Here is a 26,460-nt window from a genome sequence, read left to right on the forward strand (position 1 = left end):
TGTATTTTACCGCATTTACCCCAACCAAGCCTTCATCTCTTTCAAAATCGGTATTCGGCTTGCCATTTTTTCATCCCTATTCGTCGCACATAGGTGACGGTTTACCCGTATAATAGCCTTGGGAAAAATCGATTCCCAGTTTCTCGACAGCATGATAAACCTCTTCGCAGCTGACGAATTCGGCGATCGTATATGCTCCGATTTTTCGGGCAAAGTCAACGATCGTTTCGACAATAATCCGATAGCGGCTGTTATCGACGATTCCGCTGATAAGCGATCCGTCGATTTTGATGTAATCGACATTCAGTTTTAAAATATGCTCGAAATTCGAATATCCCGTTCCGAAATCGTCAATGGCAATTTTTGCACCGAGGGCTTTCACCTGTTTGATAAATCGCCCCACGGATGCATAATTTTCGATACCTTCGGTCTCCAGTATCTCGAAAATAATCTGTTCGGAGGTTCCCGTATCGATGATAATTTTGATAATCTCTTGAACCGTATAAGGGTCATTGATATCGTCGATGGAGAGATTGACGGAAAAGTGATCGGAACGCGACGAAAAGCATCGGCATGCTTCATGGATCACTTTATGGGTGATCCGCGGATACAGCTTCGTCTTTTTGGCGATAGGGAGAAAATCCATCGGAGGGACAAGATCACCGTTTTCATCGATCATCCGAACCAAAGTCTCGTATTTCGTGATCTCTTTAGTCTTGAAATTGACAATCGGCTGATAATGACAGATAATCCGCTCTTCGGCCAAAGCCCGATGTACCGATCCCGTCATCGCAATATTCTTTTTATAGATATCTTCGATATTCTCTTTCTCTTCGTAAAAAGCGATGGAGAGTTTTTTCTCTTTTGCCATATGCAATGCAATGTCGGCACGTGTTAGCAGTTTTTCGCTTCCGAGTGCCACGCCGACGTTCATTCGTATATTGATCACCTCATCGGCAACGGTAAAGGTCATCTCGTGTAAACGCAAAAGGATTTGGTTGATCTGCTCTTTAAGCGCATTGCGGGATGTCCCCTCTTCATAAAACAAAACGGCGAATTCGTCTCCGCCGATTCGGTACGGGCTCATTCCCATCCGTACCGATTCTTGTGCCAATTGAACCAGGATATCGTCTCCGACGGCAATCCCGAAAAGATCGTTCATCTCCCGGAAACTGTCGATATTGAAAATTGCGCAGGCTTTAGGGAGATTAAGCTGCATATCCAGCAGCATCTTCTGCCGATTCGGCAAACCGGTCAATTGATCAAAATGGTTAAAATATTGCGCCCGATCATCGGCCACTCTCTCCGCGGTATTATCGAACACATACCCTTTTATCGTACTCACCGCTCCGTCTTCACGGTACTCGACAACCGTAAAGTCTTTAACCCATATAAGGGTGCCGTTTTCTCTTAATAGGCGATACTCTTGAACAAATTTGGTGGCCTTCATCTCAAGAAATTCTACTACTTCGCTTTCTACTTTTTTGATATCGTCCGGATGAATAAAAGTAGAAAATTTGGTCGCTTTTTTCATCAGTTTACGGTAGCTGATCCCCAATACCGATTCGATGTTCGGAGAGACAAAACGGATCGGCCACCCCTCTTCGCCGCTCCATTCAAATACTACGACCGGACCGCTTTCGATCAGCCGTTTGGTAATATTGAGCTCATTTTCAAGCCGCTTTTGTTCCGTGATATCGCGAGCGCTCCCGATGATCCTGATCAGATTTCCCTCTTCGTCGTGCAAAGGGGCTTTGTGTACATCAAAGTAGACAAGTTCTCCGCGAATATTGCCGTACTCTTCAAAGCGCATCGGCTTCATCGCCTGCAAAGTCGTTTTATCGGTATTGAAGCATAATTCTCCAAACGTATGCCATTGAAGATTTTCAGGACATCTAGAGCGTTCTCTCGTAGCAAAAAAAAGGTCATTTTTACCGATCGGCTCATGTATGTTTTCTGCCATCAAAAGATTGTCGCAAATCGATTGATTGGCAAATATGTAATTTCCTTCCAGATCTTTGACCCATACCATATCCGGCAAATGGGTAGAGATAAGGCTAAAAAACCGGTGTGATTCAAAAAACGGCGTCATATCCGATAATCCTGATAAAATGATCTACTGCAATTGCCGTGTTATCATACACTAAAAATCTCTTTTCCCACTGTTCTTTCCGCATTTTACTGCTATCTCGACCATCTAAAATTTGCAAAGCAAGAAGATAAATATGAAAACGAATATCAATATTAAGCTTGATATAAGATGATAGCTATTATCATTACTATATATATTGATAATGCAAATCAATACCCTATCCATTATGAAACAAAAGGTGTGACATGAAGAAAACGATCGTAATGAGTTTGGCGGCTGCAGCGACGCTCAGTGCAACAACATTGGATGAGGCGTTTGTCTCCGGAAAAACGAGCGGAGAGATTCGCAGTGCCTATATCAGTAATAGCTATGATGCGGGAGAGAACACATACGGAACCGCGATCGGAGGGATTTTGAAATACGAAACCGCGTCGTGGAATAATCTATCGTTCGGCGTTGCCGCATATATTAGCCAACGAATAGGTTTTATCTCCGGCAATGATGTTCATACAACCACCGAAATATTTGATGAAGAGGGGAAATCGTATGCGTATGTCGGAGAAGCGTATATCGATTACACTACAGATAACTTTACGTTTCGTATAGGACGTCAACAACTGGATACTCCGTTCGCCGACACGGATGATATCCGGATGAATCCCAATACCTTCGAAGCGGCCGTCGTCACCTATAACGGCATCGACGCGACGACGTTGATCGGAGGATATGCTACCCGTTGGAGCGGATACGATTCCGGCGATGACAAATCGACGTTTAAACGTCTAGGCGGCGAAGGGAGCGACGGCACGATCATTCTCGGTATTCAAAACGAGAGTATCGAAAACCTTGCCGTCCAAGGGTGGTATTACGGCGTCGATAAACTGGCCGACCTCTATTACGCCGATGCGGCCTACACCATCGCCTTTAGCGAAGATATCGGATTGGAACTTGCGGCACAGTATGCCCGTTTCAGCGAAGATAATGACGCAACCGGAACTCCGACAGGTATCGACGGGAGCGTTTACGGTCTCGGAGCGAGTCTGAATGTAGGAGCCCTGACGCTGGGTGCCGCCTATAACCGCGGCAGTAATGATGATGGCAAAGCACCTCCGATCGGCTTTGGAGGCGGTCCGTATCTGACGTCGATGGAAGAGTGGACGATTGAGGGGATGGAAGATGTCAAAGCCTATCAGCTCAGTGCCGAGCTCGATTTGAGCGCTACAGGCATCGAAGGATTAAGTCTATGCGCATTGTACGGATCGTTTAAAAGCAATCCTGCAGATGCTAAAGTCGACGAGTTCGATCTCATAGCCACGTACGAAATCAACGAAGCAATCAGTGCCGATATCAGCTATGCCGATATCGATGATCGCAACGGCAATGCCGACGGTGGAAACGATGCGGGATACAGCCGTTTCCTCGCACGTATCAACTACACATTTTAAAGGAATCTTATGATGAATACCATGCTAAAAACCGCTTATATCTCAGTAGCGATGAGCGCCGTTTTGGCCGCAACACCCACCAAAGATGTAAAAACGGCGATCCTCGACAATTATGCGGCGATCGCTACCGCCAATTACACAGATGCGTTAAAAGATGCAAAGTCGATGGAATCGTCAATCAAAGCATTCGTCGCCGCTCCGAGCGAAGCGACTCTCGCCGATGCAAAATCGGCATGGCTTAAAGCACGCGAAAGCTACGGGACGACTGAAGCGTTCCGCCTCTCTAACGGTCCTATCGACGCCGAAGAGGGATGGATAGCCGAAAGCTACGGCGCTCTGGAGGGACAGATCAATGCATGGCCTTTGGATGAAAACATGATCGACTATACGATCGATGCGGACGGGAAAAAAACTTCCGGCAATATCATCGATACCCGCGGCAAATTCAATCCCGGCGGTGAAAACTCAAAAGAGGTAGATGTCACTACGATCAACGCTGAAGCGATCACCGCGTTAAATGAAAACGGTGGAGAAGCGAACGTCGCTACGGGATACCACGCAATCGAATTTCTCCTTTGGGGGCAAGACCAAGACTACAGCAACTTTACCAAAGATGCGATAACGAACGGGCCGATGAGCGCCGGTGAGCGTCCTTTGAGCGACTATACGACGGATGCCGACGCCGACCGCCGAAAAGCCTATCTGGTAGCGGCATCGGAGAAGATCGTCGCCGATTTACAAACGGTCGATGGTGCATGGGACACCGCTATCAGCGCCGATTGTTCGAAAGATGCGACCGGGTGCTACCGTGGAGCGATTTTAGGTCAGCTCAAAGGAAAAGACGCCGCTAAAAACATCCCCGCAAAAGAGGCGCTGAAACAGATCATGGCGGGACTGGGTGTCTTTATCAAATCCGAGCTGGCGAATGAGCGGATCGCGGTGGCGGTACTGACGCCGAGCGAAGAAGACGAGCATTCATGCTTCAGCGACAATACCCATCGCGACATTGCCCAAAACTATCAAGGGTTCAAAAATATCCTCATCGGACAATACGGTTCTATCAAAGGGGTGAGCATGCTCGATGCGCTCGATCCTAAAACCAAAAAAGTGATGACGAACATGATGAGCTCGATCGAAGCCAAAATCGCCAAAATCGACGCAACGGCGAAAACGACCGCCCATTTCGATTATCAGATCCGCAGCGATAATCCGATGTCCGGCGAAATCAAAAAGCTCAAAAATGAGATGCGCCGCCTCGGCGACATGATGGTGTTGGTAGCAAAAGCCAACGGTATCCGCCTCAGTACCGACGACGTTACCGATCCGGAAGAGACGAAACTCTAAATGTTTTTTCGAATAGCCACGGCAATCGCCCTCATGGGGGCGTGCGCTTTAGCCAGTCATGACCATCTGATTCAGACTAAAGCGCTTTTATCGCAAGCCGACGACAACCTCTCCGCCGAAGAGACCGAGCGTTTTATTCTGGGCAAAAGTTTTTTCCGTATCCCGTGGGTCGAAGCCCCCAGCGCTACGACAGCACGCGACGGATTGGGGCCGCTGTTTAGTGCCAACACCTGCATCAGCTGCCATCCCCATAACGGAGCGGGATCGGTCTATACGGCCGACGGAAGGATCAGCCGATCACTGGTTACGCGATTTTCGCTCAAAGGACGAAGCGATCCAAAACGCGGGTTCGTCCCCGATCCCGTCTACGGAGCGCAGTTGAGCATCAACGGTGTCAGAGGGATTCCCTTCGAGGGGAAGCCGACTTTAGTGTATGAGACGGTGATGAGTTCGTATCCTGACGGAACCCGTATCGAATTGCGTCGCCCCCTTCCCGGGGTCAAAGAGCTGAACTACGGAGCGTTACATCCGGATACGACGATCTCCAACCGCCTCGCCCCCGCACTGGTCGGTATGGGCCTGCTGAATCGTATCGGCGATACAGAGATACTCTCCCGCGAAGATCCCGATGACCGGAACCGTGACGGCATCTCGGGTCGGGCAAACCGCGTATACGATCCAATCACGGGCACTACGCTCATAGGACGCTTTACGTGGAAAGCCTCCGCCCCGAGCGTACGCCATCAGGTCGCTTCGGCATTTCACAACGATATGGGGCTGACGACATCGCTTTATCCGATGAAGAACTGCACATCCGTGCAAAAAGAGTGTCTCGACGCTCCGCACGGACGAGATGCCCTCGACGTACCGGACGAGCGGCTGGATGCGGTAAGTTTTTACGTCAGCCGTTTGCGCATTCCCGAACCCGCAATCGGAAATGCAAAAGGGAAGAAACTCTTTGCACAAATCGGATGCGCGGCATGCCATATACCTGCGATGGCAATGGCGGATGGAAACACGATCACTCCCTACAGCGATCTTCTCCTGCACGATATGGGAGAAGCGCTCTCTGACGGACGGCGCGAGTTCGATGCGGATGAACACGAATGGCGAACTCAGCCGCTGTGGGGGATCGGGAAACGAACTACCGTGTTGAATCAGCGCAATTATCTCCACGACGGTCGTGCGAGAACTATCGAAGAAGCGATCCTCTGGCACGGGGGAGAAGCCTCAGCCGCTCGGGAAAGTTTTAAGTCTCTGAGCCGTTTTGATCGACGTGCCGTACTCCAATTTTTAGAAGGTCTGTAAATGAAAAAAATAGTGCTGTTCCTGTTTGCCGTTATATCGCTGTGTGCGGCGGACAAACCGTTTCCTAAAGGAATATACGAAGAGGTGATCCTCGCCGATGCCCGACATGCCGTATCGAGCGCGCAAACGGTGGTTAAGAGTCTCGAAACGGGAAAGATGGATCGTAAAGCGTTCGAAGAGCTTGCACTCGACTGGAAAAAAGTACAAGCGCTCTACATCGCCGGAGAGCTCGATGAATCGTTTGCCGACACCCCTTATGAGATCGATATCTACCACAATGCTAAAGAGGACGTGACGGCTCAGCTCGATCATATCATCCGTTCAAATGAGCCCCTTGAGCGGGCAATGTTCAAAAATTCGTACAAAACCCTCACCGCATTGGAATATCTGATGTTCAAAAAACCCAAAAATCCTGAGCGTGAACAGGCGATGGCATTGATCTCGGCGCGTACGATACAGACCAAACTTTCTTCCATCGCCTCCGTGTACGAAAAAGAGGAAAAAGTTCTGATGGCGGACGAAAGCCGTTTCAACGCCCTGATGATGAATCAGCTGATCGCCAGCTCTTACGAGCTCAAAGAGTGGCGGGTCGGAGAACCGACCGGATGGGCGAAAAAATACAAATCGCAGCGGGATATCCGCCGCGCCGATTTGTATCGCAGCGCTCTCGCCCTCAAAGGAATTCAAACGATCCTCCAAACCCATAAACGGGTGATGGACGCTGTCGGATATGTCGATTTCGGCGATTATGCGATCCGTTCAGGTGCGAAGAGCGAAGTCGTACTCGTGCGAAAAGCGCTCTCTGCGGCGATCAAAGATGCCGCTCTGCTCAACGGCGAGCTTCTCTCTCCCGCTTCCAAAACACTATATACCGATTTGGGACGGCTCCATAACGGCTATTACATCTCGTTAATCGGGGCATTGAAAATGACTTCGAAAATTTTGGATGCCGACGGTGATTGAGATGACTCCGTGGGATTATTTTTTCGATCCTTCCAAACGTCTGTACTGGCTCTATCTCGCGAGCTCGGCGCTGATCGCGGCGGTTTTTCTCCTGCGTAAGCCGAAAATGCTCTCACACGCCTTCTCGGCGATGATATGGTGGCATCCGAGCGCACGTCTCGATTATGGTTATTTTATCGTTTCGCTTCTCTTTAAAACCCTCCTGATCTTCCCTCTGGTGATCAGTGCGGAAGAGGTGACACGGATCGTTTATACCTTTTTGGCGTCGTATTTAGGGTACGTCGATATCGATATGGGATACGGATCGGTAATGGTTCTTTATACGCTGTCGCTCTTTCTCTTCAGCGATTTTACCCGCTACTGGCTCCACCGATGGCTCCATACCGTCCCGTTTTTATGGCGGTTTCATCAGGTTCATCACAGCGCACGGGTTCTCAATCCCCTGACGTTTTATCGGGTTCATCCGGTCGAAAATCTCCTCTTCGGTTTCCGTTACGCTCTCAGTGCCGGAGTCGTAAGCGGTATTTTCATTTTTTTATTCGGGAGTTTGGAGATGATCGACCTGTTGGGAGTCAACGCTTTTATCGTCGCATTTTTGGCTTTGGGATCGAATCTGCGCCATTCCCATGTGGCGTTAGGGTTTCCGAAACGGATAGAGAAATGGGTCTCCTCCCCCGCGCAGCATCAGCTCCATCATGCCCAAAACACGATGAATAAAAACTACGGAGGCGCCCTTTCGCTATGGGATACCCTTTTCGGAACCCTCGCCCTTAGCGCCGACACAAAACGCTCCCGTTTCGGTTTGAGACGGGAGCAAATGGAGGCTTATCGGACGATTTGGGGATTGTTATCCAAACCTTTTATACCAAGGAAAATATCATGAATAGTACTACGGCATCGCGAATGATGCAGCTCGGACTGGGAATCTGCTTTTTATGGTTCGGAATGCTCAAATTTTTTTCGGGTCTCAGCCCCGCGGAGACGCTGGCGGTCATGACGATCGATCGGCTCACTTTTTCAATCATCCCTTCGGAGATAGCGATCAAATTGCTCGCAGTGTGGGAAGTCGCCGTAGGGATCGGATTTTTATTCGGCAAAAAGCTCCGCTGGATCGTCGCCCTCTTTTTGGTCCATATGACGTTTACCTTCGCTCCGCTGATACTGTTTCCTGAGATTTGTTTTACCCAAGCGCCGTTTGCCTTGACGTTGGTCGGACAATACATTGTAAAAAATATCGTTCTGATTATGGGCGGGATTATTATTTATATCTTGGAAACGGAGAAACAACAATGAAAAGCACAATCCTGATCGTACTGATGGGCACGGCGGTTTTTGCCGGAACAGCCGAACAGGCCAAACTCGGAGAACTCCTCTTTTTCGATACCACTCTATCGAAAAATAAGACGCAAAGTTGTTCGACCTGCCATAACCCCCAAAACGGTTTTGTCGATAACCGCGACAACGGTGTCCGTGGTGCCGTATCGCTCGGCGACGACGGTAAAAGCCTCGGAGCCCGCAACGCTCCGACGGCCTCGTATGCCGTTTACTCTCCCCATTTCGGCTTCGATGCCAAGAAAAAGCGGTTCAAAGGGGGACAGTTTCTCGACGGCCGTGAAACCGATCTGACGGCTCAGGCCGGAGGCCCACCGATGAATCCGATCGAAATGGGAATGGGGAGCAAAGCCGAAATCGTAAATCGGCTCAAAATCAATCCGTTGTACGTTTCGACATTCGAGAAACTCTACGGCAAAGGGGTACTGGACAATGCTGAAAAAGGTTACAGTGCCATGTCGCGGGCGATCGCCGCGTATGAATCGACACAGGAGTTTTCCCCGTTCGATTCGAAATACGACCGTTATCTCCGGGGGGAATACACCCTCACCCCCCAAGAAGAGCTTGGAAAATCGCTCTTTTTCTCGAATAACAACACCAACTGCGCCACCTGCCATCAGCTCAGGGGAGAAGACCGTGAAAAAGAGACCTTTAGCAATTACGAGTATCACAACATCGGGGTCCCCTCCAATCCTCTCCTCGTCGAACGCGGAATCGTCAAAGAGGGATTCGTCGATACGGGGCTGGCACAGAATCCGAAATCTACCGGCAAAACCGATGAAGGAAAGTTCAAAGTCCCTACTCTGCGTAACGTCGCCGTTACCGGACCGTATATGCACAACGGCATTTTTAAAGACCTCCGTACCGTCGTGATGTTTTACGACAAATATAACAATCCGCAGCGTACGATCAATCCTGAAACCGGGAAAGCATGGGGAGATGCCGAAATAGCCCATTCGATCAGCACCAAAGAGCTAAAAGCGAAAAAATTGAGCGACACGAAAATCGACGCCCTCGTAGCGTTTATGAAACTGCTCACCGACCAAAAATACGAACATCTGATTCACTAAGGAGATTTATCATGTTAACCAAAATTTTGTTGAGCGCCCTGGCGACCGTCACCCTCTACGCGGCGGAAGTCAACGTCTATTCCCATCGCCATTACCCCTCGGACGAACAATTGTTCAAACGTTTCACCGCCAAAACCGGTATCAAGATTAACCTGATCAAAGCCGGTTCCGACGAGCTGATCTCCCGCCTCGAAAAAGAGGGAAAAAATTCTCCCGCTGACGTGCTGATCACCGTCGATGCGGCGAGGCTTCATATCGCGAAAGAAAAAGGGCTACTTTCCCCCCTCAAATCTGCCGTTTTAGAAGCGAACATCCCGCCCCATCTGCGGGACAAAGAGGGATACTGGTACGCTCTGACCAAACGGGCACGTGTTTTCGTCTACAACAAAGAGACGTTCAATCCCGCCAAGCTCTCCACCTACGAAGCCCTCGCAACACACGAATTTAAAGGAAAAATTCTGGTACAAAGTTCCAATAACGTCTATAATCAGTCGCTTCTGGCCTCATTGATCGTCCACGACGGTGAAACCGAAGCTTCTAAATGGGCGCGGGGGATCGTCGCGAACATGGCACGCAAACCTTCGGGCAAAGACATCGACCAAATCCGCGCCGTCGCCGCAGGAGTAGGCGACGTCGCCATCATCAACACCTACTACCTCGGACAGCTCGTCTCCTCCAAACGACCGAGCGATCAGGCGGCAGGCGAGATGGTCGCCGTCTATTTTCCGAACCAAAAAACGACAGGAACTCATATCAACGTCTCCGGAGCAGGTATTGTCAAATACAGCAAACATCGACCCGAAGCTCAGCAGTTCATCGAGTTTCTCAGCTCTCCCGAAGCGCAGGAAGTATTCGCCGAAGTAAATTTCGAATATCCGGTCAATCCGAAAGTCAAAGCCTCAAAACTTCTCCGTTCCTGGGGAACGTTCAAAGAGGATGACACCGAACTCTATAAGCTTGGTGAACACAATGCCCAAGCGGTCAAAATATTCGATAAAAGCGGATGGAATTAAACGGTGGAACGTTATCTCAACCGCTGGAGTATCCAGACCTATCTCTGGATTCTGACGCTGCTTCTCCCCGCTTTCGTCGTCATCGCCTATGCATTGGGGTCTGAGGGCGAAACACTCCGTCATCTCAAAGAGACGGTTCTCAGCCGTACCATTCTCAATACCCTCTACCTCATCGCCGGAACATCGTCCGTCACTTTGATACTGGGGATCGGAAGCGCCTATCTGACTACCTTTTACACCTTCCGTTTCGAACGCATCATCGCTTTTTTGCTCGCGATGCCGTTCGTCATCCCCGCCTATATCGTAGGGTATATCTACGGCGACCTGTTCGGATTCTTCGGGCCGGTCCATCTGATGCTCCGAAGCTGGGGGATCAAAGAGTATTTCGACGTTCTCAATTTCTACTCCGTCGTCTTGATTCTAGGCCTTTCGCTCTACCCTTACGTCTACCTGATTGTCAAAGCTTCGTTTTCCAAAAGCCGTTCGGCACTCCTCTACCCCGCCCTCAATCTCGGAGCGGGAAAAAGGGCGCTCTTCCGGCGTATCATCCTCCCTCTCTCCCGCGCTTCCGTCGCCGGAGCGCTGACGCTAGTGGTGATGGAGAGCATCAGCGAGTACGGAACCGTCAAATATTACGGCGTCGATACCCTCTCGACTGCGATATTCACGGCATGGTTCGGGCTCGAAGACCCTCAAAGCGCCGCCTATATCGCCTCCATCGCTATGGGATTGGTTTTAAGCGTCCTTTTGCTCGAAAAAATCGCCCGCAGCGGCGCAATCTACAAAAGCGAAAAGCTCTTGGCCGCTCTTCCGAAAGAGAGACTCACAGGAGGCTTCGCGGCGGGGGCTTACCTCTTTATGGCTTTTCCGATCACATTCGGATTTCTTATCCCTCTGGGATGGATCGTGACGTATAGCATCGACTATCTCCCGAGTCTCCTCGACGAAGCATATCTCGCCGTCATGGTGAACACCTTCGTCGTCTCGGGCAGCAGTTCGGCGCTGATCGTCGCCGGCGCGTTGCTGATCGGCTATACCGCGCGCACTTTTCCCTATGGAATCAACCGCTATCTCTCTAAAGCCGCTTCATTGGGCTATGCCCTCCCCGGCGCCGTCATCGCAGTGGGAATCGTCATCATTTTCACGACCTTCGACAAATGGGCGGAACGCTATTGTGGATTCGACTCTACGGTAATGAACGGAACCATCATTGTCCTCGTCTTCGGCTATGTCGCACGTTTTTCGGCAGTGGCAATCAGCACGGTGGACGGCAGTTTCGAGCGGCTGGGGCTTTCGCTCAACAAAGCATCGCGTTCGCTCGGATATACCCACGGACAAACCCTGCGCCGTATTGAGATTCCTCTGATGAGACGTTCCTTGATCTTCGCATTTGCACTCGTCTTCGTCGATACGATCAAAGAACTCCCGCTGACGTTAATTTTGCGTCCGTTCAATTACGAAACACTGTCCACGAAAACCTACGAAATGGCCGAATCGCAGATGGTATATGAAGCGAGTATTTATGCCCTTTCCATCGTCCTCATTTCCCTTATCCCGATCACCCTGACTATTTTAAAAAGCGAGCACTGATGTTGATTATCGACAACCTAACCAAAACGTTTAAATCCAAAACGGTACTTGAAAATATCTCGTTGACCGTCCGTCACGGAGAGATCGTCTCAATCCTCGGACGGAGCGGAAGCGGCAAGAGTACCCTTCTCAATCTCATCGCCGGTTTCGAGCGAAGCGACGAAGGTTCCATCTATCTCGAAGAAAAAGTGCTAAGCGCCAAAGAGTATTTCGTCGATCCTTCCAAACGTTCCATTGGATTTGTATTCCAAAATTACGCCCTTTTCCCCCATCTGAACGTCGCCGACAATATCGCATTCAGCCTCTCCCGCATCCCGAAAGAGGAAAAATCAAAACGGGTCGGAGAACTTCTGCGACTGATCGGCTTGGAGGGCTACGGTTCAAAATATCCCGATACCCTCAGCGGAGGGGAGCAACAGCGGGTTGCTCTGGCACGTGTTCTCGCGATGCGCCCGTCGGTCATTTTGTTCGATGAGCCGTTTTCCAATGTCGATACGGTACTGAAAACATCGATTCGCGACGAGCTCCTCGCGATTTTACGCTCCGGCGGTTCAACCGCCCTATTCGTCACCCACGATCCCCATGAAGCGATGGCGATCAGCGACCGTATCGCCTACATTGACGAAGGAAAAATCGTCCAATTCGATACCCCGGAAATGCTCTATCACGCTCCGGCCAACGAAAACGTCGCCGCATTTTTCGGCCCGATCAACCGTTATGAGGGGGGATTCGTTCGAGTCGAGAAGTGCCGTATCGATTCAGACGGTCCGATCCGTGCGGAGGTCGTCTCATCGCGTTTTATGGGGAATACCTACGAAACACAGGTCCGCTTTACCCAAAAAGAATACGACTGCCGATTTTTGATCTACACCGACCGTCTCTTTACGGTAGGAGAGATCGTGCGAATCGGTTACTAAGAGAGACAGGAAATAATCAGACTTTTTGAAAAAAGCGGCTTTCGCGGTTGATCGTCGCTGCAAATCCGTCCGAACCGATCCGTAAATCATGCATCATCAGATCGAAATGGTTGGAAGGATTTTCATACACGCTCACCGTCATACTCCGGTTAAAATGAACCGTATAGTCGGCTTTTAGACTCAATGCCGATTCAGGATGGACAAAGAGGGCTTTCGAATCAGGGAGGAAATGGACGATTAAACCGGTTTTTCGGCATTGAAACCGATGATTACACAGTTCTGACTCAATTTTGGGAGATATGCTCTCTTCGATTTTCGATAAACTCTCCGATGCGAGCAATTCATCCCCGATGACCGGGGCCGTTCCCAACAAACCGGTAGTGATGAGTGCCGAGGCTAACAAACGTTTTGAGGTAAAGCGGTATGTATTCATCCAAAAGCTCCTATCGGTTCTGCGAAGTCGTTCCTAGCATTGTACACCCTATTGATAAACGATTGTAAACGCTTAAATTGTCGTATCCTCTTCTCTTTTGCGTCGCAAATAATCCCGAAGAATAACCGCATGGTCAAACACCAGCATCTCCAGAGGAAGCCGATCCAACGGGTAGACGAACGCCTCTTTAGCATCGTCTGCACCCGTCGGTATTCCGCGTGCCGTGCAGACATACACGATCGATACCGTATGAAACCTCTCATCGCGTGAGGGGTCGGAATATACCCCCAGCAAAGAGCGGATTTGCACATCGAGAGAGATCTCTTCTTTCATTTCCCGCACAAGCGCATGCTCGACCGTCTCTCCGATATCCACAAACCCTCCCGGCAGGGCAAGTCCCTGAGGAGGATTTTTTCTCTCGATCAAAACGATCCCTTTAAATACCTCTTGTTCGTCATAGATTTCGACGATGCCGTCTACACTTAGATACGGTGTTTGGATCATGATTTACCTTCTCATGTTAGTGGAATACTGCTATTATACGCTAAGTAACCGACAAAATTTTTATACTGATTGTTGCACCGTGTACAAAGGAAGAAGATGTCCCTAAATTATAAGATTGTCTCCCCGATCACCGTTCTTTCAGCCTCTTTTCTGTTTTTAAGCGGCTGTGCCGAGCATTCGATACAGATCAATCCCCAATTATATCAGGAGGATGAGCGGAGGGTTTTTATCCCGTGTGCGATAACCTATGACGGTGATAAAGAGTATTTCCCCTACGGCATCCGCGAAAGCCAATCCGCCAAATGCAAAGCCACCTATCGCTATACGATTAAAAACATAAATACCGATACGGAAGAAAAAGGGTTCTTATACTATATCAATCCCCTTAATATCGCCGATTTCATGATCGACGACAATGCCACCGTAGTCGAAGGCAAACTGACGATGGATGACGGAAACGGAGACCCGAAAACGTTTGCAGCCTCCTGCACTGCCAGCGAAAAACTTTTCCTGTATCATTTCGGCGAAAGCTCGACTCCGGGAAAAGCCTGTCTGGAAGCCGTGCGGGATAATATCGATGCCCAACTCGTTCAATACAAACAAGCAAAAAAATAATATCAGAAGGTATAATTTTCTCTATGAAAGAACATTTTACGAAACAATTAAAACGCGGTACGCTGGTAAAACTTGATGATGGCAATATGGCTGTCATCAGAGACAGCGAACCCTCCGTCAAACGCAAGGCAGAGGTGATGATCGAGGGAAAACCTCAACTCATCCAAATCGAATCGTACCGTATCGTTGCGGTCAACATCAAAGGGCACGGATGGCAGCCCATTACCCATACGGATAAAGAAAAAGAACGGCAATCCGCCCAAACGCAACAATCTTAAATAGTATTTAGGATACAAAACAGGAGGGGAAAAGCCGTCTCCTTCAACTGACTACAGGAGTGACGAAACGTCAGTCAAAGGTACAGGTTCGCATAACTTAAGGAGAGTCAATGAAAATGCGATTGTGTTGTTCAGATACAACCGCCATAGACATTGTGACGCATATCGATAAACCAAAACCCAATCAACGGACAATGGATAGATAACAAATCGTTATTTATCTCTATTTTCTCTGAGTTTATACCAACAGATTTTGTCATAAGATAAAATGATTAATAATTTGATTTGAGGCTGTTTAATTCAAAAAGCTGAAAAAAGAATATTTATATGGTCGGAGCGACGTGACTCGAACACGCGACCTCTACCACCCCAAGGTAGTGCGCTAGCCAAACTGCGCTACGCCCCGACGTAAAAAGCGGAACAAAAGAATAATAAATTGATCTTTAATTCCAACTAAAACCTTGTAAAGCTATACTCACTGTATGAAAACCCTCTCATCATCTCTTTTATCCTCGTGTAAAGGTGTCACAGCCGCTTTTACGACACGTATCGGCGGAGTTTCGTCAGCCCCTTACAGCAGCGCAAATCTGGCATTTCATGTCGGAGATGATCCGAAAAATATTTTGGATAACCATGCTTTATTGGCTGCTCATTTAGGATATGATCGTTCCAAGCTAATCCATATGCGGCAGATCCACTCCGATCGTATCGTGATTGTCGATGAGACACTCAACTTCGATACCCCTCCCGAATGTGACGCTCTGATCACCGACCGTTTAGATACACCGCTGATGATTATGAGTGCGGACTGTACTCCGATTCTTTTGTATGATCCTATCGCTCGTGCCATTGCTGCCGTTCATGCCGGACGCGCCGGGGCGTTGAATGCCATTTTGCCTAAAACGGTTCATCAAATGGAAAAAATTTTCGGCTCAGCAATTTCTAACATTCAAGCCGTTCTGGGACCTTCCATCCACGGATGCTGTTACGAGGTCAACCGCACCATCGCCGAGGAGACAATGGAAAAAGGTTATCCTGAGGCATTACGCTATGAAAAAGAACGGGTGTTTTTGGATGTCAATACGATTTTGCTCTCGCAGTTGGATAAGCTGGGAATGAAGCAGGTGGAAGTCATCGATCATTGCACCTCATGCAACCGTCACGACTACTTTTCATACCGCGCCGATGCGCAGCATACCGGACGGATCGCCGGAGTGATTATTCTACGATAACCTTCGCGGCAAGCTGGGCTGGAAGCAAGCCAAGAGATTCTTCGACCAGTTTGGTGTTACCGTGTTTTATAAATTTGTCTTCGTACTCAAACGTGATTACATTGACATCATAAATCCGTTCCTGCGCCAGCCACTCTATCAGAGCACTGCCGACTCCGCCCATCCGGGAGGAATCGCTAAAAACATACCAACGTTTATGTTTTTGGGCCATACTGCGAAGCATGTCGCTGTCCAACGGCTTCACAAAACGTAAATCAAGCAATGAAGGCTTCTCCTCCATACATTCGATCGTCTGTGCCGCACGCCCGACACCGTTGCCGTAACCGATAAAAAGGATATCCGACTCATTGGCAATCAACAGCTGGGATTTCCCCGTCTCGAACGGAATCGATTCCGGCAAATCGGCATTTAGAAATGCTCCACGCGGATACCGAATCGCACACGGGTGTTCATACGCAGCGGCATATCCGACGATCTGATGAAACGACTTTTCATCCCGCGGCGCACATAGAGTCATATTCGGGATCAGCCGTAAAAAACTGATATCGAAAGCTCCCTGATGGGTTTCGCCGTCCTCGCCGACGATTCCGGCTCTATCCATCGCAAATACGACCGGCAAATCCATCAGACATACGTCGTGAATCACTTGATCATATCCCCGCTGTAAAAAGGTCGAATAGATGGTACAAAACGGCTTAAAGCCCTCTTTCGCCAAAGCTGCCATCGAAGTGACGGCATGCTGTTCGGCAATGGCCACATCCCAAAAACGTTCCGGATACATCTCCATCAGTTCACTCAATCCCGTACCGCTCGGCATAGCGGCAGTCACACCGACAATCTTATCGTTACGGGCGGCATAGTGCATCAAAGCATCGGTATAAATCTGTGTTGCACTTTTAGCCGAACTTTTAGCATTGGCCGTGCCGCTTTTAAGATCAAACGGAGAAACACCGTGCCATTTTTCATGCTTTCCTTCGGCGATTTCGTATCCCTTTCCTTTAATCGTCTGCACATGCACCAATACCGGTTTGCCCATTGTCTTTGCGATTTGAAACGTCTCGATCAGGGATTTAAGGTCATGCCCGTCAATCGGACCGATATATTCGATCCCCATCTCTTCGAACATAATCCCCGGCGTGATCAATTTAAACGACTCTTCAAACCGCTTGGCCAAATAATGGGCCCCGTCTCCGAAGTTATCGACAAATTGTTCCGTCTTCTTTTTGAATCGTTGATAAAAAGGGCTTGCCATCGCCGAACTCAGCATTCGGCTGATCGCTCCGATCGGTTTAGCGATACTCATCTCATTGTCGTTGAGGATAATCACCATCGGATATTTTCGATCTCCCAATTCATTGAGCGCTTCATACGCCATTCCCGCCGACATTGCCCCATCGCCGATCACAACGACCGGAATACGGCTCGACTGCTCTTTTTTCAGAGCAATGGCTTTTGCGGCTCCTACTCCCAAAGAAATCGACGTAGAACTGTGTCCCGCGACGAAATAATCCATCGGTGATTCAGACGGTTTCGTGTACCCGCTCAATCCTCCGAATTGACGCAGTGTCGAGAACTCTTCCCAACGCTCCGTCAATAGCTTATGAGCATACGATTGATGGGAGACGTCAAAAATAAACGGATCTTTTGCCGGATCGAAAACTTTATGCATTGCGACGATAATCTCCGTCGCCCCCAAGGTCGAACTTAGATGCCCCCCGTTTGTACTGACTACCTCTAAAATCCGGTCACGTATTTTTTGACACAAAGATTCGAGTTCCGAAAATGAAAAATTTTTAATATCCATACTGCTCTATTATCCTAACATATATCTGCCGCTTAATTCGTGTTTATTATAAGGACGCTTAATCGCCAAACGGCTTTAAGATTCGAGTAAAAGCGATCGTTTAAGTCTCTCGTAACGCTTTTTTATCTCGGAATCGATGTTTCCGACGTCGCTGATCGCCACGACTCCACCGGGGCTGATCGCTTTGTCGGAGAGAACTTCGACATGTGCCAATGAACCGACTTTTTCAGAGATAAATCCATGATCTGCCGGATTGACGCGAAGCGTGATTTTCGATGCGTCTTTCAGCTCTTCGATCAAATCGGATGAGAGCTTAGCCGCTATTTTCGAACTGTTTTCCTGTGTCTCAATTCCGATAACCTCTTTGGCGATATCCAACGCCGTGAAGGTCAGCTCTTTTTGAATTGATCCGAGCGCGCCGACGAACTCCGCCGCCGCATTTTCGAGTGTTTTCACAGACTGAGACAACTGCTCGTGCGATTGGGCGCTTTGACCGGCATTAGCCGCTTTTTCTTCTGCTTTACCGGCTTCCAGCCCCTCAGCAAACGCTGCTTTTTTTGCCTCATCGAGTGCTTGGGCATGCTCCTCTTGCATCGATTCGATCCGCATTTGCATTTTGATGACGTTCGAACTCATCTCATCCGCTTTTTTGAGCAGCGATTCGATGAATTCGTCTTTCGAAGAAGTACGATTCTCTTTACGACGTTCTACCGGAGGCGGAGAATCTTCTTCCGCCATACTTTGATTCAACTCTTGCGTCGCTTCGGCGATACTTGCACCTGAGAGGGATGAGAGGATTTTAAACTGGTATTTGCTGATAGTATGGGCACCGGAACGATCCTGTTGAATCACCACATCCATCTAGTTTACTCCACCATCTCTTCAGATTCGCCCAACTGCAAGACACCCTGTTCCGCCAAGGCTTGAACGGCATCGACGATTTTACGCTGCGCCCCTTCGACCTCTTTGACTTTAACCGCACCGAGAAACTGCATCTCTTCGATAAAGGCATCTTTGGCACGTTGGGACATATTAGCGTAAAATTTCTCTTTGAGTTCATCCGCCGAGCTTTTAAGAGCCAACATAAGATCGTTTTTATCGACCGACTTGAGAATTTCGCGAACACTGTTACCGTCGAGATCGACGATATCTTCGAAGGTGAACATCATCTCTTTAATTGACGCCGCAAGTTCCTGATCAAGCTGCTCGATCTGCGACAACGTCGATTTGGACGCTTTCGCCCCCAAACGGTTGAATACGTCCGCCACGGCGCGCGGTCCGCCCACTTCGACTTTGTAGGTTGCCAATGCCTCGAGTTTCGACTCTAATACGGCACTGACACGCTTGATAATCGACGGAGAGATATCTCCGAGTTTTGCCATACGCATTGCCACTTCGGCACGTAGATCGTCCGGGAAAATATAAAGCGTTTCCGCTGCAGCCGAAGGGTCCATGTGTGCCAGAATCAAAGCAATGGTTTGCGGATGCTCCGTCATAATAAAGTCGGCAAGCTGCTGCGGTTTGATTTTCGCCAAGTATGCAAAATTCTGCGTATTCTGCATGGTTTTGGAGAGACGTTCCAACACCTTCTTCGCTTCGTCCGGACCTAAAGCTTTATACAAAATCTCGCGTGCGTACTCCATACCGCCGGTATTAAGGTACTGGTTCGACTGAACGATTGCGTAAAATTCTTCAAGAACCGCCGCCCCGAGATTTTTCTCAATCGAACGGTTATTGGCGATATATTTCGAAATTTCGGTAATCGACTCGACGTTCATCCGCGAAAAAATAGTTGCGGTGACGTCTTCTCCGAGTTGGACAAGCAAAATAGCCACTTTTTGCGTCATGCTCATCTCTTCAAACGCTACTTGTTGTGAGGGTGTTAAGTTCATACTCTCCTCCTATCGTTTGTTTGTGCCCTCTGCGGGCATCGATTCTTCATCGATCAAAGCCTGAATCAACGAAGCGATCTCTTCAGGGTGTTCTTCCGCCGTTTCACGCACTTTTTGGAGCAATACATCGTATTTAAGCTCATCTTCGTTGAAACTATCCCCAAGTCCGAGCTGACTTTCGACTTTTTTACGCATTTGTTGTACTTTTTCAACCAAATCTTCGTCCTCGTCATCGGCGATCTCAAGATTCGGTTTCTCAAATTCCTCTTCTTCACGGCTGAATTCCAGCATACGCTCCGCAAAAGGGATAATGATTTTCTTATACGCGATAAAGAGTATAATCGCAACCAAAAGATACTTGAATACCGGAGCAAACGGTGCCAGATAGGTTGAAACGAAGGCAGACGTCTTCGACGCGGCGTTTTGGGGTTCTTTCCCTTCTTTGGAGGTTTGAAACTCGAAATTGCGGACACTTACCTGATCGCCGCGCTGTTCATCCACGCCGATAGCCTGCTTGACCAAAGCATCGATCGCCTGTAATTGCGTTTCGTCCAGGGCCACATATTCGACTTCACCCGTCGGTTCTCCGTCAGGCCCTTTTTTCGGCTCGTACTTTCCGTCTACGACAACCGCGGCACTGATCCGTTTCAAACGGGCAAACTCAAGTTTTGTCGTCGAAACGGTTTTCGACACTTCATAGTTGGTCGTGCCCGTCGTTTTCTCATATTTCTCGCCGCTGCCGTTTGTCCCCAGTCCTTCTACCGGTCCGATATTGCTCACCGCACCCGGGACACCTCCGGTATTTTGCGCCGGAGTTGAGCCTTCACGCTTCTCTTCAAGCGTCTGCTCGCTGCGAACGACGTTTTCGGGATCGTATTTTTCCGATGTCGAACTTTGCTCCGAAAAATCGTAGTCTATCGTTACTTTTGCCACGACACGGTCTTTGCCTCCGATAAACGGAGCCAATACGTTGATAATTTTTTCTTCTTGTTTTTTCTCTTCTTTGGTTTTGTACTGCTGCTGCATCGTAGAGAGTTCGCTCATAGCGGAAGCGGCATCGTCGTCCCCGAGAGTTTCTCCCTCAGAGTCGATCAGTGTCACATTCTCTACCGTCAATTTCGGGACGGCTGATGCAACCAGCTTTTTAATTCCGCGTATCTGCTTAGGGGTAAGCTTACGGTCGGGAAAAAGTTGAACCATTACCGAAGCAGACGGCGGTACCGCTTCAGAGACGAACAGCGTCTCTTTCGGCAAAGCAAGACTGACGCTTGATTTTTCGACCGGTCCCAGAGAGTCGATCGATCGGGCCAACTCCCCTTCCAACGCACGACGGAATTTTACCTCTTGGTCAAAATTGGTTGCACCGAACTCTTGTTTGTCAAAAAGCTCGAAACCGACATGCCCTTCTTTCGGAATTCCCAGCGACGCAATCGTAATCCGCTCTTTATACACGACCTCTTTGGGTACTTCGATGACGTTATCGCGGGGAATCCGATACGGGATTTTATCTTTTTCGAGCTGTTCGACGACCTGCGCCGCATCCTGTGCGCTTAATTGATCGAATAGAACCTGATATCCGTCGTTCGAATCTTTGGAACCTTCGGAAGTATAGACAACCAAAAACACTAAAAAAGCGACTATTCCGGCAACAGCGGCACCGATAATAATTCTTTGTGTCTGCGTCAGTTTTCCGAAAAAGACAACGAGTTGCGAAAAAAGGGCCTTAAAATCCATTGTTACCTAATTTTTATAATAAAGGGTCGGTGAGTTCAAAAAATCGGTCGTTTTGAACCGAAGTACCGATTGTTACGCGAATTGCGTTCAATCCATAGCTGCTTAAATCACGTACAATCATACCCTTTTTTAAGAGTTCTTGCGCTATTTTCGATGAATTTTTTTCTTCAGGAAGCGATAAAGTGACGAAATTGGTATAACTGTCAATCACATCGATCCCCTTTTCATGTGCAAATGTCTCATACCGTTTCATCTGTGCGAAATTGTCCGCAATGCATCCCTCTACGAATGCCTCATCTTCCAATGCGACCGACGCCGCTTCTAAAGACAATGTCGTAATGTTAAACGGCGGACGCACTTTATACAGAGCCGTGATTATATTTTTACAGGCGATCCCGTATCCTACGCGCATCCCGCCCAAACCGTATGCTTTGGAAAAAGTCCCCAGAAAAAGAACATTATCAAACTTTTCGATCAACTCTTTCGGTTCGACCGCATATGCCGGATTTTTAAATCGGGCATATTCCATGTAAGCACCGTCGACAATCACCAAGGTGTCGCTATCCACTTTTTCGATGAACGAAATCATCTCTTCCGCTTTCAGACCGTCACCCGTAGGGTTATTCGGAGTACAAAGGAAAATAATGGAAGGTTTGTGCTCTTGATAAAGAGCATAAAACTCTTCCATCTTATGTTCGCGTGATGCGGTCCGGATAATCTGTGCCCCTACTTGTTTGGCATAAATCTCATACATAGCAAAAGTCACACTGTTCATCAGTACTTTGCCTCCGCCGTGCGCCTTGGCGTGAATAGCAAATTCGATCACCTGATCACTGCCTGCTCCGATAACCAACTCGGTACTTTCAATACCGTATTTAGCGGATAAGGCCGTTTTGAGTTTTACCATCGAATCATCAGGATACAGCGCCATATTATCGATGATAGCACGAACGGCCTCTTTAACTTTCGGTGAACATCCGAAAGGGTTTTCGTTACTCGCCAATTTAACGATCTGATCCGGACTGATTCCGTATTCCCGAACGACAAGTTCGATCGGCTTGCCCGCTTCGTATGTTGTGATGTTCTCTAATGCCTGATTGAATTTCATAACTCCCCTTTAACGTAACTGCCTAACCATGTCACTTCATCTGCATGCTGCTGAATCAATGCCTGAATTTCCGGTTCGTCGATATGACCGAAAAAGTCGATGAAGAACCAATATCCGAATCCGTCGTTATCCCGTGACGGGCGACTTTCGATTTTGCTCAAATTGATATTCGCGTTATTAAAATCTTCCAAAAAGTGGACTAATGCCCCCGCTTTTTGAGCATCTTTCAAACGTACCAAAATAGAAGTTTTGTCTTCGCCGCTGATCCCGTTTTTGAAATCGCTCAAAATAAAAAAGCGCGTTGCATTGTTATGGGCATCTTCGATATTTTCAAACAAGGTCGGTACACCGTACAGTTTTGCCGCGATATGGGAGCAGATTGCTGCCGCTTCGGGATCTTTCGAAGCCAAAATAGCCGCTTTTGCCGTCGATTCAACCGGTATGTGTTCGACCGCATTCAAGCCGTGCTCCGATAAAAACTCACGGCACTGCCCGAATCCTTTGTCTTTGGAATAGATTCGCTTGATCTGATGGATTTTTTCCGACTGGGTCGCAAATGCCATATGTATCGGCATATACAATTCCGCGACGATTTTAACACTGCTTTTTCCCAATAGATCAAGCGTTTCACCGACAACCCCGTCACGTGAATTTTCGATCGGTACGACACCGAATTTCGCACGGGATGCTTCGAGCGTTTTAAAAACCGCTTCGATTGAACCCAAAGAGAGATAATCGCTCATCGCCCCGAAACGTGATTCCGCAGCCTGATGGGTAAAGCTCCCCTCCGGCCCGAGATAGGCAATCCGCTCCGGTAGTTCCAGATTGCGCGATACGGCAAAAATTTCCAGAAAAACTGCCTCGATGGCCTGCGCATTTAACAAACCGCCTGATTCTTTACTCAACAGTGTCAAACGATCAATAATCGCTTTTTCCCGTTCAGGACGATAAATGGCCGTGTTGCTCTGATGCTTGATCTCTCCGACACGCCGAACAACTTCCATCCGCCGATTCAACAGCTCTACGACAGCATTATCAATCTCATCAATCCGTTCTCTGCACTCTTCCAGTGTATTCATAAACTCTCCAGTATCTCCTGCATATCGGCATAAATCGCTGTCGGACGATCTTTTTCTCTCAAAGCGGGAATAATCTCATCCGCATGACGGTATTTTCCGCTTAAAACGAAAACCCCCTTCATCCCTAACGACTGAGCTCCGATCAAATCCCCTTTGACGTCATCGCTGATGATCGTGATATCGGCGAAATCGATCCCTTCTTTTTGAAGATTTAACCGTCTTAATGCTTCGGTAAAGAAAGGGACACTCGGTTTACCGACAACCGTATAGGGAGTAGATGTCGCGAATTCGAGCATTTTTAAAATTGCCCCTACTCCGGGATATCGTTTATGATTCTTCACGTATAGCGTCGTCTCATGCATTCCGATCAGCTTTGCTCCGCCGAGAAGAAACTCGATGATCTGAGAATACTCATCATGATCGAAATTTTCTTTAATAGCGATCAATACCGTATCGGGAGAAGCGTAATCCAGGGTATAACCCATTTTCCGAACAACATTCAAGAAAGCCTCCGAACCGTACGCCGCAATCTTTTCGCTTTTAGCGATATGGGCTTCTAGCAGCATCAAAGGATCAAGATAATGGCTTTGCGGGATATGCAAACCGATCGAATTTAAATACCCCAAGAACTCTTCGCTCGGATTTTTCGTACTGTTAGTAATGACCATATAAGGGATACGATATGTATTAAGATGATTGATAAATGCTATCGCACCGCGTGTAGGGAGCTTGGTATTGTCTTCAATCAATGTCCCCTGCACGTCAATAAAAAACATTTTTATTCCTCTAAATAGTCGCGTTCACACGCGATCACGTCCTCAAAAGTCTCACGACGACGGATCAGACGCTCTTTTCCCGCTTCTACCGCTACCTCGGCAGAACGTCCGCGCGTGTTGTAGTTACTTCCCATTCCAAAACCGTAAGCCCCGGCACTGTGTACGACCAGTAAATCGTTATGATCCAACATAGGCAGAGGATAATTTTTAGCCAGGAAATCGCCGCTTTCACATACCGGACCGACAACATCGGCGATGCTCTCTTCACCCGATTTTTCCATTGCCTCGATACGGTGATACGCTTTGTACAGACTCGGACGGATTAAATCGTTCATTGCCCCGTCGACAACGACAAAGCGCTTGGCACCGTTATTTTTTTCGTACAAAACTTTCGTCAAAAAGTAACCCGCATTTGCCGTAAGGAAACGCCCCGGTTCACAAATAACCGTCACATCCATCCCTTTGAGCGCACCTAATACCGCCTGTGCGTAATCATACGGTTGAATCGTCGTCTCGTCGGCATAGCGTACACCCAAGCCGCCGCCGATATCGAAGAACTTGAGTTCGATATCGATCGCCTGCAAGGATCGCATTAAATCTGCTACGATCACCGCCGCTTCGTAGATCGGTTCCAATTCGGTCAACTGGCTTCCGATATGAAAATGGATACCGACCGGATCAAGATGCTCGGAATTTTTAGCCTGAATATACATTCGCTTGGCGGCAACGATCTCCACCCCGAACTTGTTGTCATGCAAACCGGTAGAGATGTACGGATGGGTTTTCGGATCGATATTCGGATTGACGCGAATGCTGATACGGGCTTTGCAGCCCAATTCTTTCGCGATCATCTCCACACGTCCGAGTTCGGCTTCACTCTCGACATTGATATAGAGAATGTCTTTTTCGATCGCTTCGCGGATTTCCTCATCGCGTTTGCCGACGCCGCTGAAAATAATCCGGTATTTCGGAACCCCCGCCATCAAGGCACGACGCACTTCCCCGATCGATACGCAATCTGCGCCCGATCCCAATGTGGCAAAATGTTTGACGACACTCAAATTCGAGTTGGCTTTGACCGCATACGCTAAAATCGATTTTCGTCCTCGAAAAGCCTCTTTTAACGATTCAAACTGCATTGTCATTGCGTCGAAATCATACACATACAAAGGGGTACCGTATGTTTGTGCCAGTGCTTTAAAATCAATCACCCTTAATCCTCATCGATTAGTTTTAACGCGATTTTACCCTAAATCTCCTTAGGGGATTTCCAACTCTCATCAACATAATTATTCCTAATATCAAAATCGGAACTGCAATACCTATTTCGGGTGTGAGTGTCTTATTATTTGCCAATTCTCCTAACATAAAAAGAACCCCCCATGTCAACAATGTGATCAGAATAGCTCCGAAACTGAACAACGAAAGGTTCAAAAAACGGGAACTGACCGGGGCATATGAAAAAAAGATAATCATTAAAAGAGGGGCGAACCACGGGGTAAGAAAAATCCGGTACATCGCACTGGTGATTTTTGCCACGTCGACATTTTGATTTTCGAGCAAGTTCAGCGCATCCAAGCCGTCTTTAATCGTGAAATTAACCTTCCCTTCATACACTTGATCCAATATCTTCGGTTTGAAATCCTTAAGCAGCTTTAGATCGGTACGATCTTCGCTTACGATACCGGATGCGTTGAGATCCAGTGTTTCGGGAGGACGTATTAAATGCGCCTTTTTAATATTCCAGTATCCTCCGGCATATACTGCTTCCGTCGCACTTAATGCCTCTTTCAAATTTCCTTTATCAAACGTAAAAATCCGTATATCTTCCGCACGTTTGCTCAGCGGATAAAGATTTCCGAAATAGATGTAGTTTCCTTCATGGGAGATCGGAAGAGCACACGTCTGAACTCCAGTCACATTCCTTTATC

The 26,460-nt window shown here is 48.2% G+C and carries 24 protein-coding genes and 1 tRNA gene; 13 read left to right on the forward strand and 12 right to left on the reverse strand.

Annotated features, from left to right (window positions below; translation table 11 throughout):
* Positions 1 to 76: 76 nt before the first annotated feature.
* Positions 77 to 2,092 (reverse strand): EAL domain-containing protein, encoded by a 2,016-nt coding sequence (locus tag Q0389_RS02540; protein ID WP_298691308.1) that lies wholly within the window; start codon positions 2,090 to 2,092, stop codon positions 77 to 79.
* Positions 2,093 to 2,337: 245 nt separating this feature from the next.
* Between Q0389_RS02540 and Q0389_RS02545 the strand changes: the two genes are divergently transcribed.
* The 10 genes from Q0389_RS02545 to Q0389_RS02590 are packed head-to-tail and all read left to right on the forward strand — an operon-like array spanning position 2,338 to position 13,074.
* The gene (locus tag Q0389_RS02545; protein WP_298691310.1) at positions 2,338 to 3,537 is read left to right on the forward strand and encodes an OprD family outer membrane porin; all 1,200 of its coding nucleotides are present in this window, start codon (positions 2,338 to 2,340) and stop codon (positions 3,535 to 3,537) included.
* A gap of 12 nt (positions 3,538 to 3,549) precedes the next feature.
* Positions 3,550 to 4,881: an imelysin family protein gene (locus tag Q0389_RS02550; RefSeq protein WP_298691312.1), complete on the forward strand. Its 1,332-nt coding sequence runs from the start codon at positions 3,550 to 3,552 to the stop codon at positions 4,879 to 4,881.
* Positions 4,882 to 6,189, forward strand: coding sequence for a di-heme oxidoredictase family protein (locus Q0389_RS02555; protein WP_298691314.1), 1,308 nt, complete (start codon positions 4,882 to 4,884; stop codon positions 6,187 to 6,189).
* The gene (locus tag Q0389_RS02560; protein ID WP_298691316.1) at positions 6,190 to 7,152 is read left to right on the forward strand and encodes an imelysin family protein; all 963 of its coding nucleotides are present in this window, start codon (positions 6,190 to 6,192) and stop codon (positions 7,150 to 7,152) included.
* Positions 7,136 to 8,035 carry a sterol desaturase family protein gene (locus tag Q0389_RS02565; protein ID WP_298691318.1) on the forward strand — a complete coding sequence of 300 codons (900 nt, stop codon included), beginning with the start codon at positions 7,136 to 7,138 and terminating at the stop codon, positions 8,033 to 8,035. Before Q0389_RS02560 ends, Q0389_RS02565 begins: the two co-directional genes overlap by 17 nt.
* Positions 8,032 to 8,445, forward strand: coding sequence for a doxx family protein (locus tag Q0389_RS02570; RefSeq protein WP_298691320.1), 414 nt, complete (start codon positions 8,032 to 8,034; stop codon positions 8,443 to 8,445). The genes Q0389_RS02565 and Q0389_RS02570 overlap by 4 nt, the downstream gene beginning before the upstream one ends.
* Entirely contained in the window at positions 8,442 to 9,554 is a 1,113-nt protein-coding gene (locus Q0389_RS02575) for a cytochrome c peroxidase (protein ID WP_298691322.1), read from the forward strand. Before Q0389_RS02570 ends, Q0389_RS02575 begins: the two co-directional genes overlap by 4 nt.
* A gap of 11 nt (positions 9,555 to 9,565) precedes the next feature.
* Positions 9,566 to 10,567 (forward strand): Fe(3+) ABC transporter substrate-binding protein, encoded by a 1,002-nt coding sequence (locus Q0389_RS02580; protein WP_298691324.1) that lies wholly within the window; start codon positions 9,566 to 9,568, stop codon positions 10,565 to 10,567.
* Positions 10,568 to 10,570: 3 nt separating this feature from the next.
* Entirely contained in the window at positions 10,571 to 12,157 is a 1,587-nt protein-coding gene (locus tag Q0389_RS02585; RefSeq protein ID WP_298691325.1) for an iron ABC transporter permease, read from the forward strand.
* Entirely contained in the window at positions 12,157 to 13,074 is a 918-nt protein-coding gene (locus Q0389_RS02590; protein ID WP_298691327.1) for an ABC transporter ATP-binding protein, read from the forward strand. Before Q0389_RS02585 ends, Q0389_RS02590 begins: the two co-directional genes overlap by 1 nt.
* Before the next feature lie 16 nt (positions 13,075 to 13,090).
* Here the strand turns inward: Q0389_RS02590 and Q0389_RS02595 are convergent, their stop codons facing one another.
* A complete protein-coding gene (locus Q0389_RS02595) occupies positions 13,091 to 13,507 on the reverse strand; it encodes a hypothetical protein (RefSeq protein WP_298691328.1) in 417 nt (138 codons plus the stop codon).
* Positions 13,508 to 13,579: 72 nt separating this feature from the next.
* A complete protein-coding gene (locus tag Q0389_RS02600; protein WP_298691330.1) occupies positions 13,580 to 14,011 on the reverse strand; it encodes an NUDIX hydrolase in 432 nt (143 codons plus the stop codon).
* A 96-nt stretch (positions 14,012 to 14,107) separates the two neighbouring features.
* Between Q0389_RS02600 and Q0389_RS02605 the strand changes: the two genes are divergently transcribed.
* Positions 14,108 to 14,626, forward strand: coding sequence for a hypothetical protein (locus tag Q0389_RS02605; protein ID WP_298691332.1), 519 nt, complete (start codon positions 14,108 to 14,110; stop codon positions 14,624 to 14,626).
* A 23-nt stretch (positions 14,627 to 14,649) separates the two neighbouring features.
* Positions 14,650 to 14,904 (forward strand): hypothetical protein, encoded by a 255-nt coding sequence (locus Q0389_RS02610; RefSeq protein WP_298691334.1) that lies wholly within the window; start codon positions 14,650 to 14,652, stop codon positions 14,902 to 14,904.
* Positions 14,905 to 15,232: 328 nt separating this feature from the next.
* Here Q0389_RS02610 and Q0389_RS02615 read toward each other — a convergent pair.
* Positions 15,233 to 15,310: transfer RNA gene (locus Q0389_RS02615), tRNA-Pro, on the reverse strand.
* A gap of 76 nt (positions 15,311 to 15,386) precedes the next feature.
* On the opposite strand from Q0389_RS02615, the gene pgeF reads away from it, so the two are divergent.
* Entirely contained in the window at positions 15,387 to 16,136 is a 750-nt protein-coding gene (pgeF, locus tag Q0389_RS02620) for a peptidoglycan editing factor PgeF (protein WP_298691336.1), read from the forward strand.
* On the opposite strand, the gene dxs is transcribed toward pgeF, so the two are convergent.
* The 8 genes from dxs to lysA form a co-directional block, all read right to left on the reverse strand.
* The gene (dxs, locus tag Q0389_RS02625; RefSeq protein WP_298691337.1) at positions 16,123 to 17,940 is read right to left on the reverse strand and encodes a 1-deoxy-D-xylulose-5-phosphate synthase; all 1,818 of its coding nucleotides are present in this window, start codon (positions 17,938 to 17,940) and stop codon (positions 16,123 to 16,125) included. The genes pgeF and dxs overlap by 14 nt on opposite strands.
* A gap of 75 nt (positions 17,941 to 18,015) precedes the next feature.
* Positions 18,016 to 18,801 carry a flagellar assembly protein FliH gene (gene fliH, locus Q0389_RS02630; protein ID WP_298691339.1) on the reverse strand — a complete coding sequence of 262 codons (786 nt, stop codon included), beginning with the start codon at positions 18,799 to 18,801 and terminating at the stop codon, positions 18,016 to 18,018.
* Between the two features lie 5 nt (positions 18,802 to 18,806).
* On the reverse strand, positions 18,807 to 19,832 hold the full coding sequence (gene fliG, locus Q0389_RS02635; protein ID WP_298691341.1) for a flagellar motor switch protein FliG: 1,026 nt from the start codon (positions 19,830 to 19,832) through the stop codon (positions 18,807 to 18,809).
* Between the two features lie 9 nt (positions 19,833 to 19,841).
* Complete coding sequence (gene fliF, locus Q0389_RS02640; protein ID WP_298691343.1) at positions 19,842 to 21,566, reverse strand: flagellar basal-body MS-ring/collar protein FliF; 1,725 nt, start codon at positions 21,564 to 21,566, stop codon at positions 19,842 to 19,844.
* Positions 21,567 to 21,579: 13 nt separating this feature from the next.
* Complete coding sequence (hisC, locus tag Q0389_RS02645; protein WP_298691345.1) at positions 21,580 to 22,674, reverse strand: histidinol-phosphate transaminase; 1,095 nt, start codon at positions 22,672 to 22,674, stop codon at positions 21,580 to 21,582.
* On the reverse strand, positions 22,671 to 23,753 hold the full coding sequence (pheA, locus tag Q0389_RS02650) for a prephenate dehydratase (RefSeq protein ID WP_298691347.1): 1,083 nt from the start codon (positions 23,751 to 23,753) through the stop codon (positions 22,671 to 22,673). Before pheA ends, hisC begins: the two co-directional genes overlap by 4 nt.
* A complete protein-coding gene (locus Q0389_RS02655) occupies positions 23,750 to 24,529 on the reverse strand; it encodes an HAD-IIA family hydrolase (RefSeq protein ID WP_298691349.1) in 780 nt (259 codons plus the stop codon). The genes pheA and Q0389_RS02655 overlap by 4 nt, the downstream gene beginning before the upstream one ends.
* 2 nt (positions 24,530 to 24,531) lie before the next feature.
* Positions 24,532 to 25,740, reverse strand: a complete 1,209-nt coding sequence (gene lysA, locus Q0389_RS02660) for a diaminopimelate decarboxylase (RefSeq protein ID WP_298691351.1) — start codon at positions 25,738 to 25,740, stop codon at positions 24,532 to 24,534.
* Positions 25,741 to 26,460 lie beyond the last annotated feature (720 nt).

It is taken from the genome of uncultured Sulfuricurvum sp., assembly GCF_937936435.1.
Taxonomy (GTDB): Bacteria; Campylobacterota; Campylobacteria; order Campylobacterales; family Sulfurimonadaceae; genus Sulfuricurvum.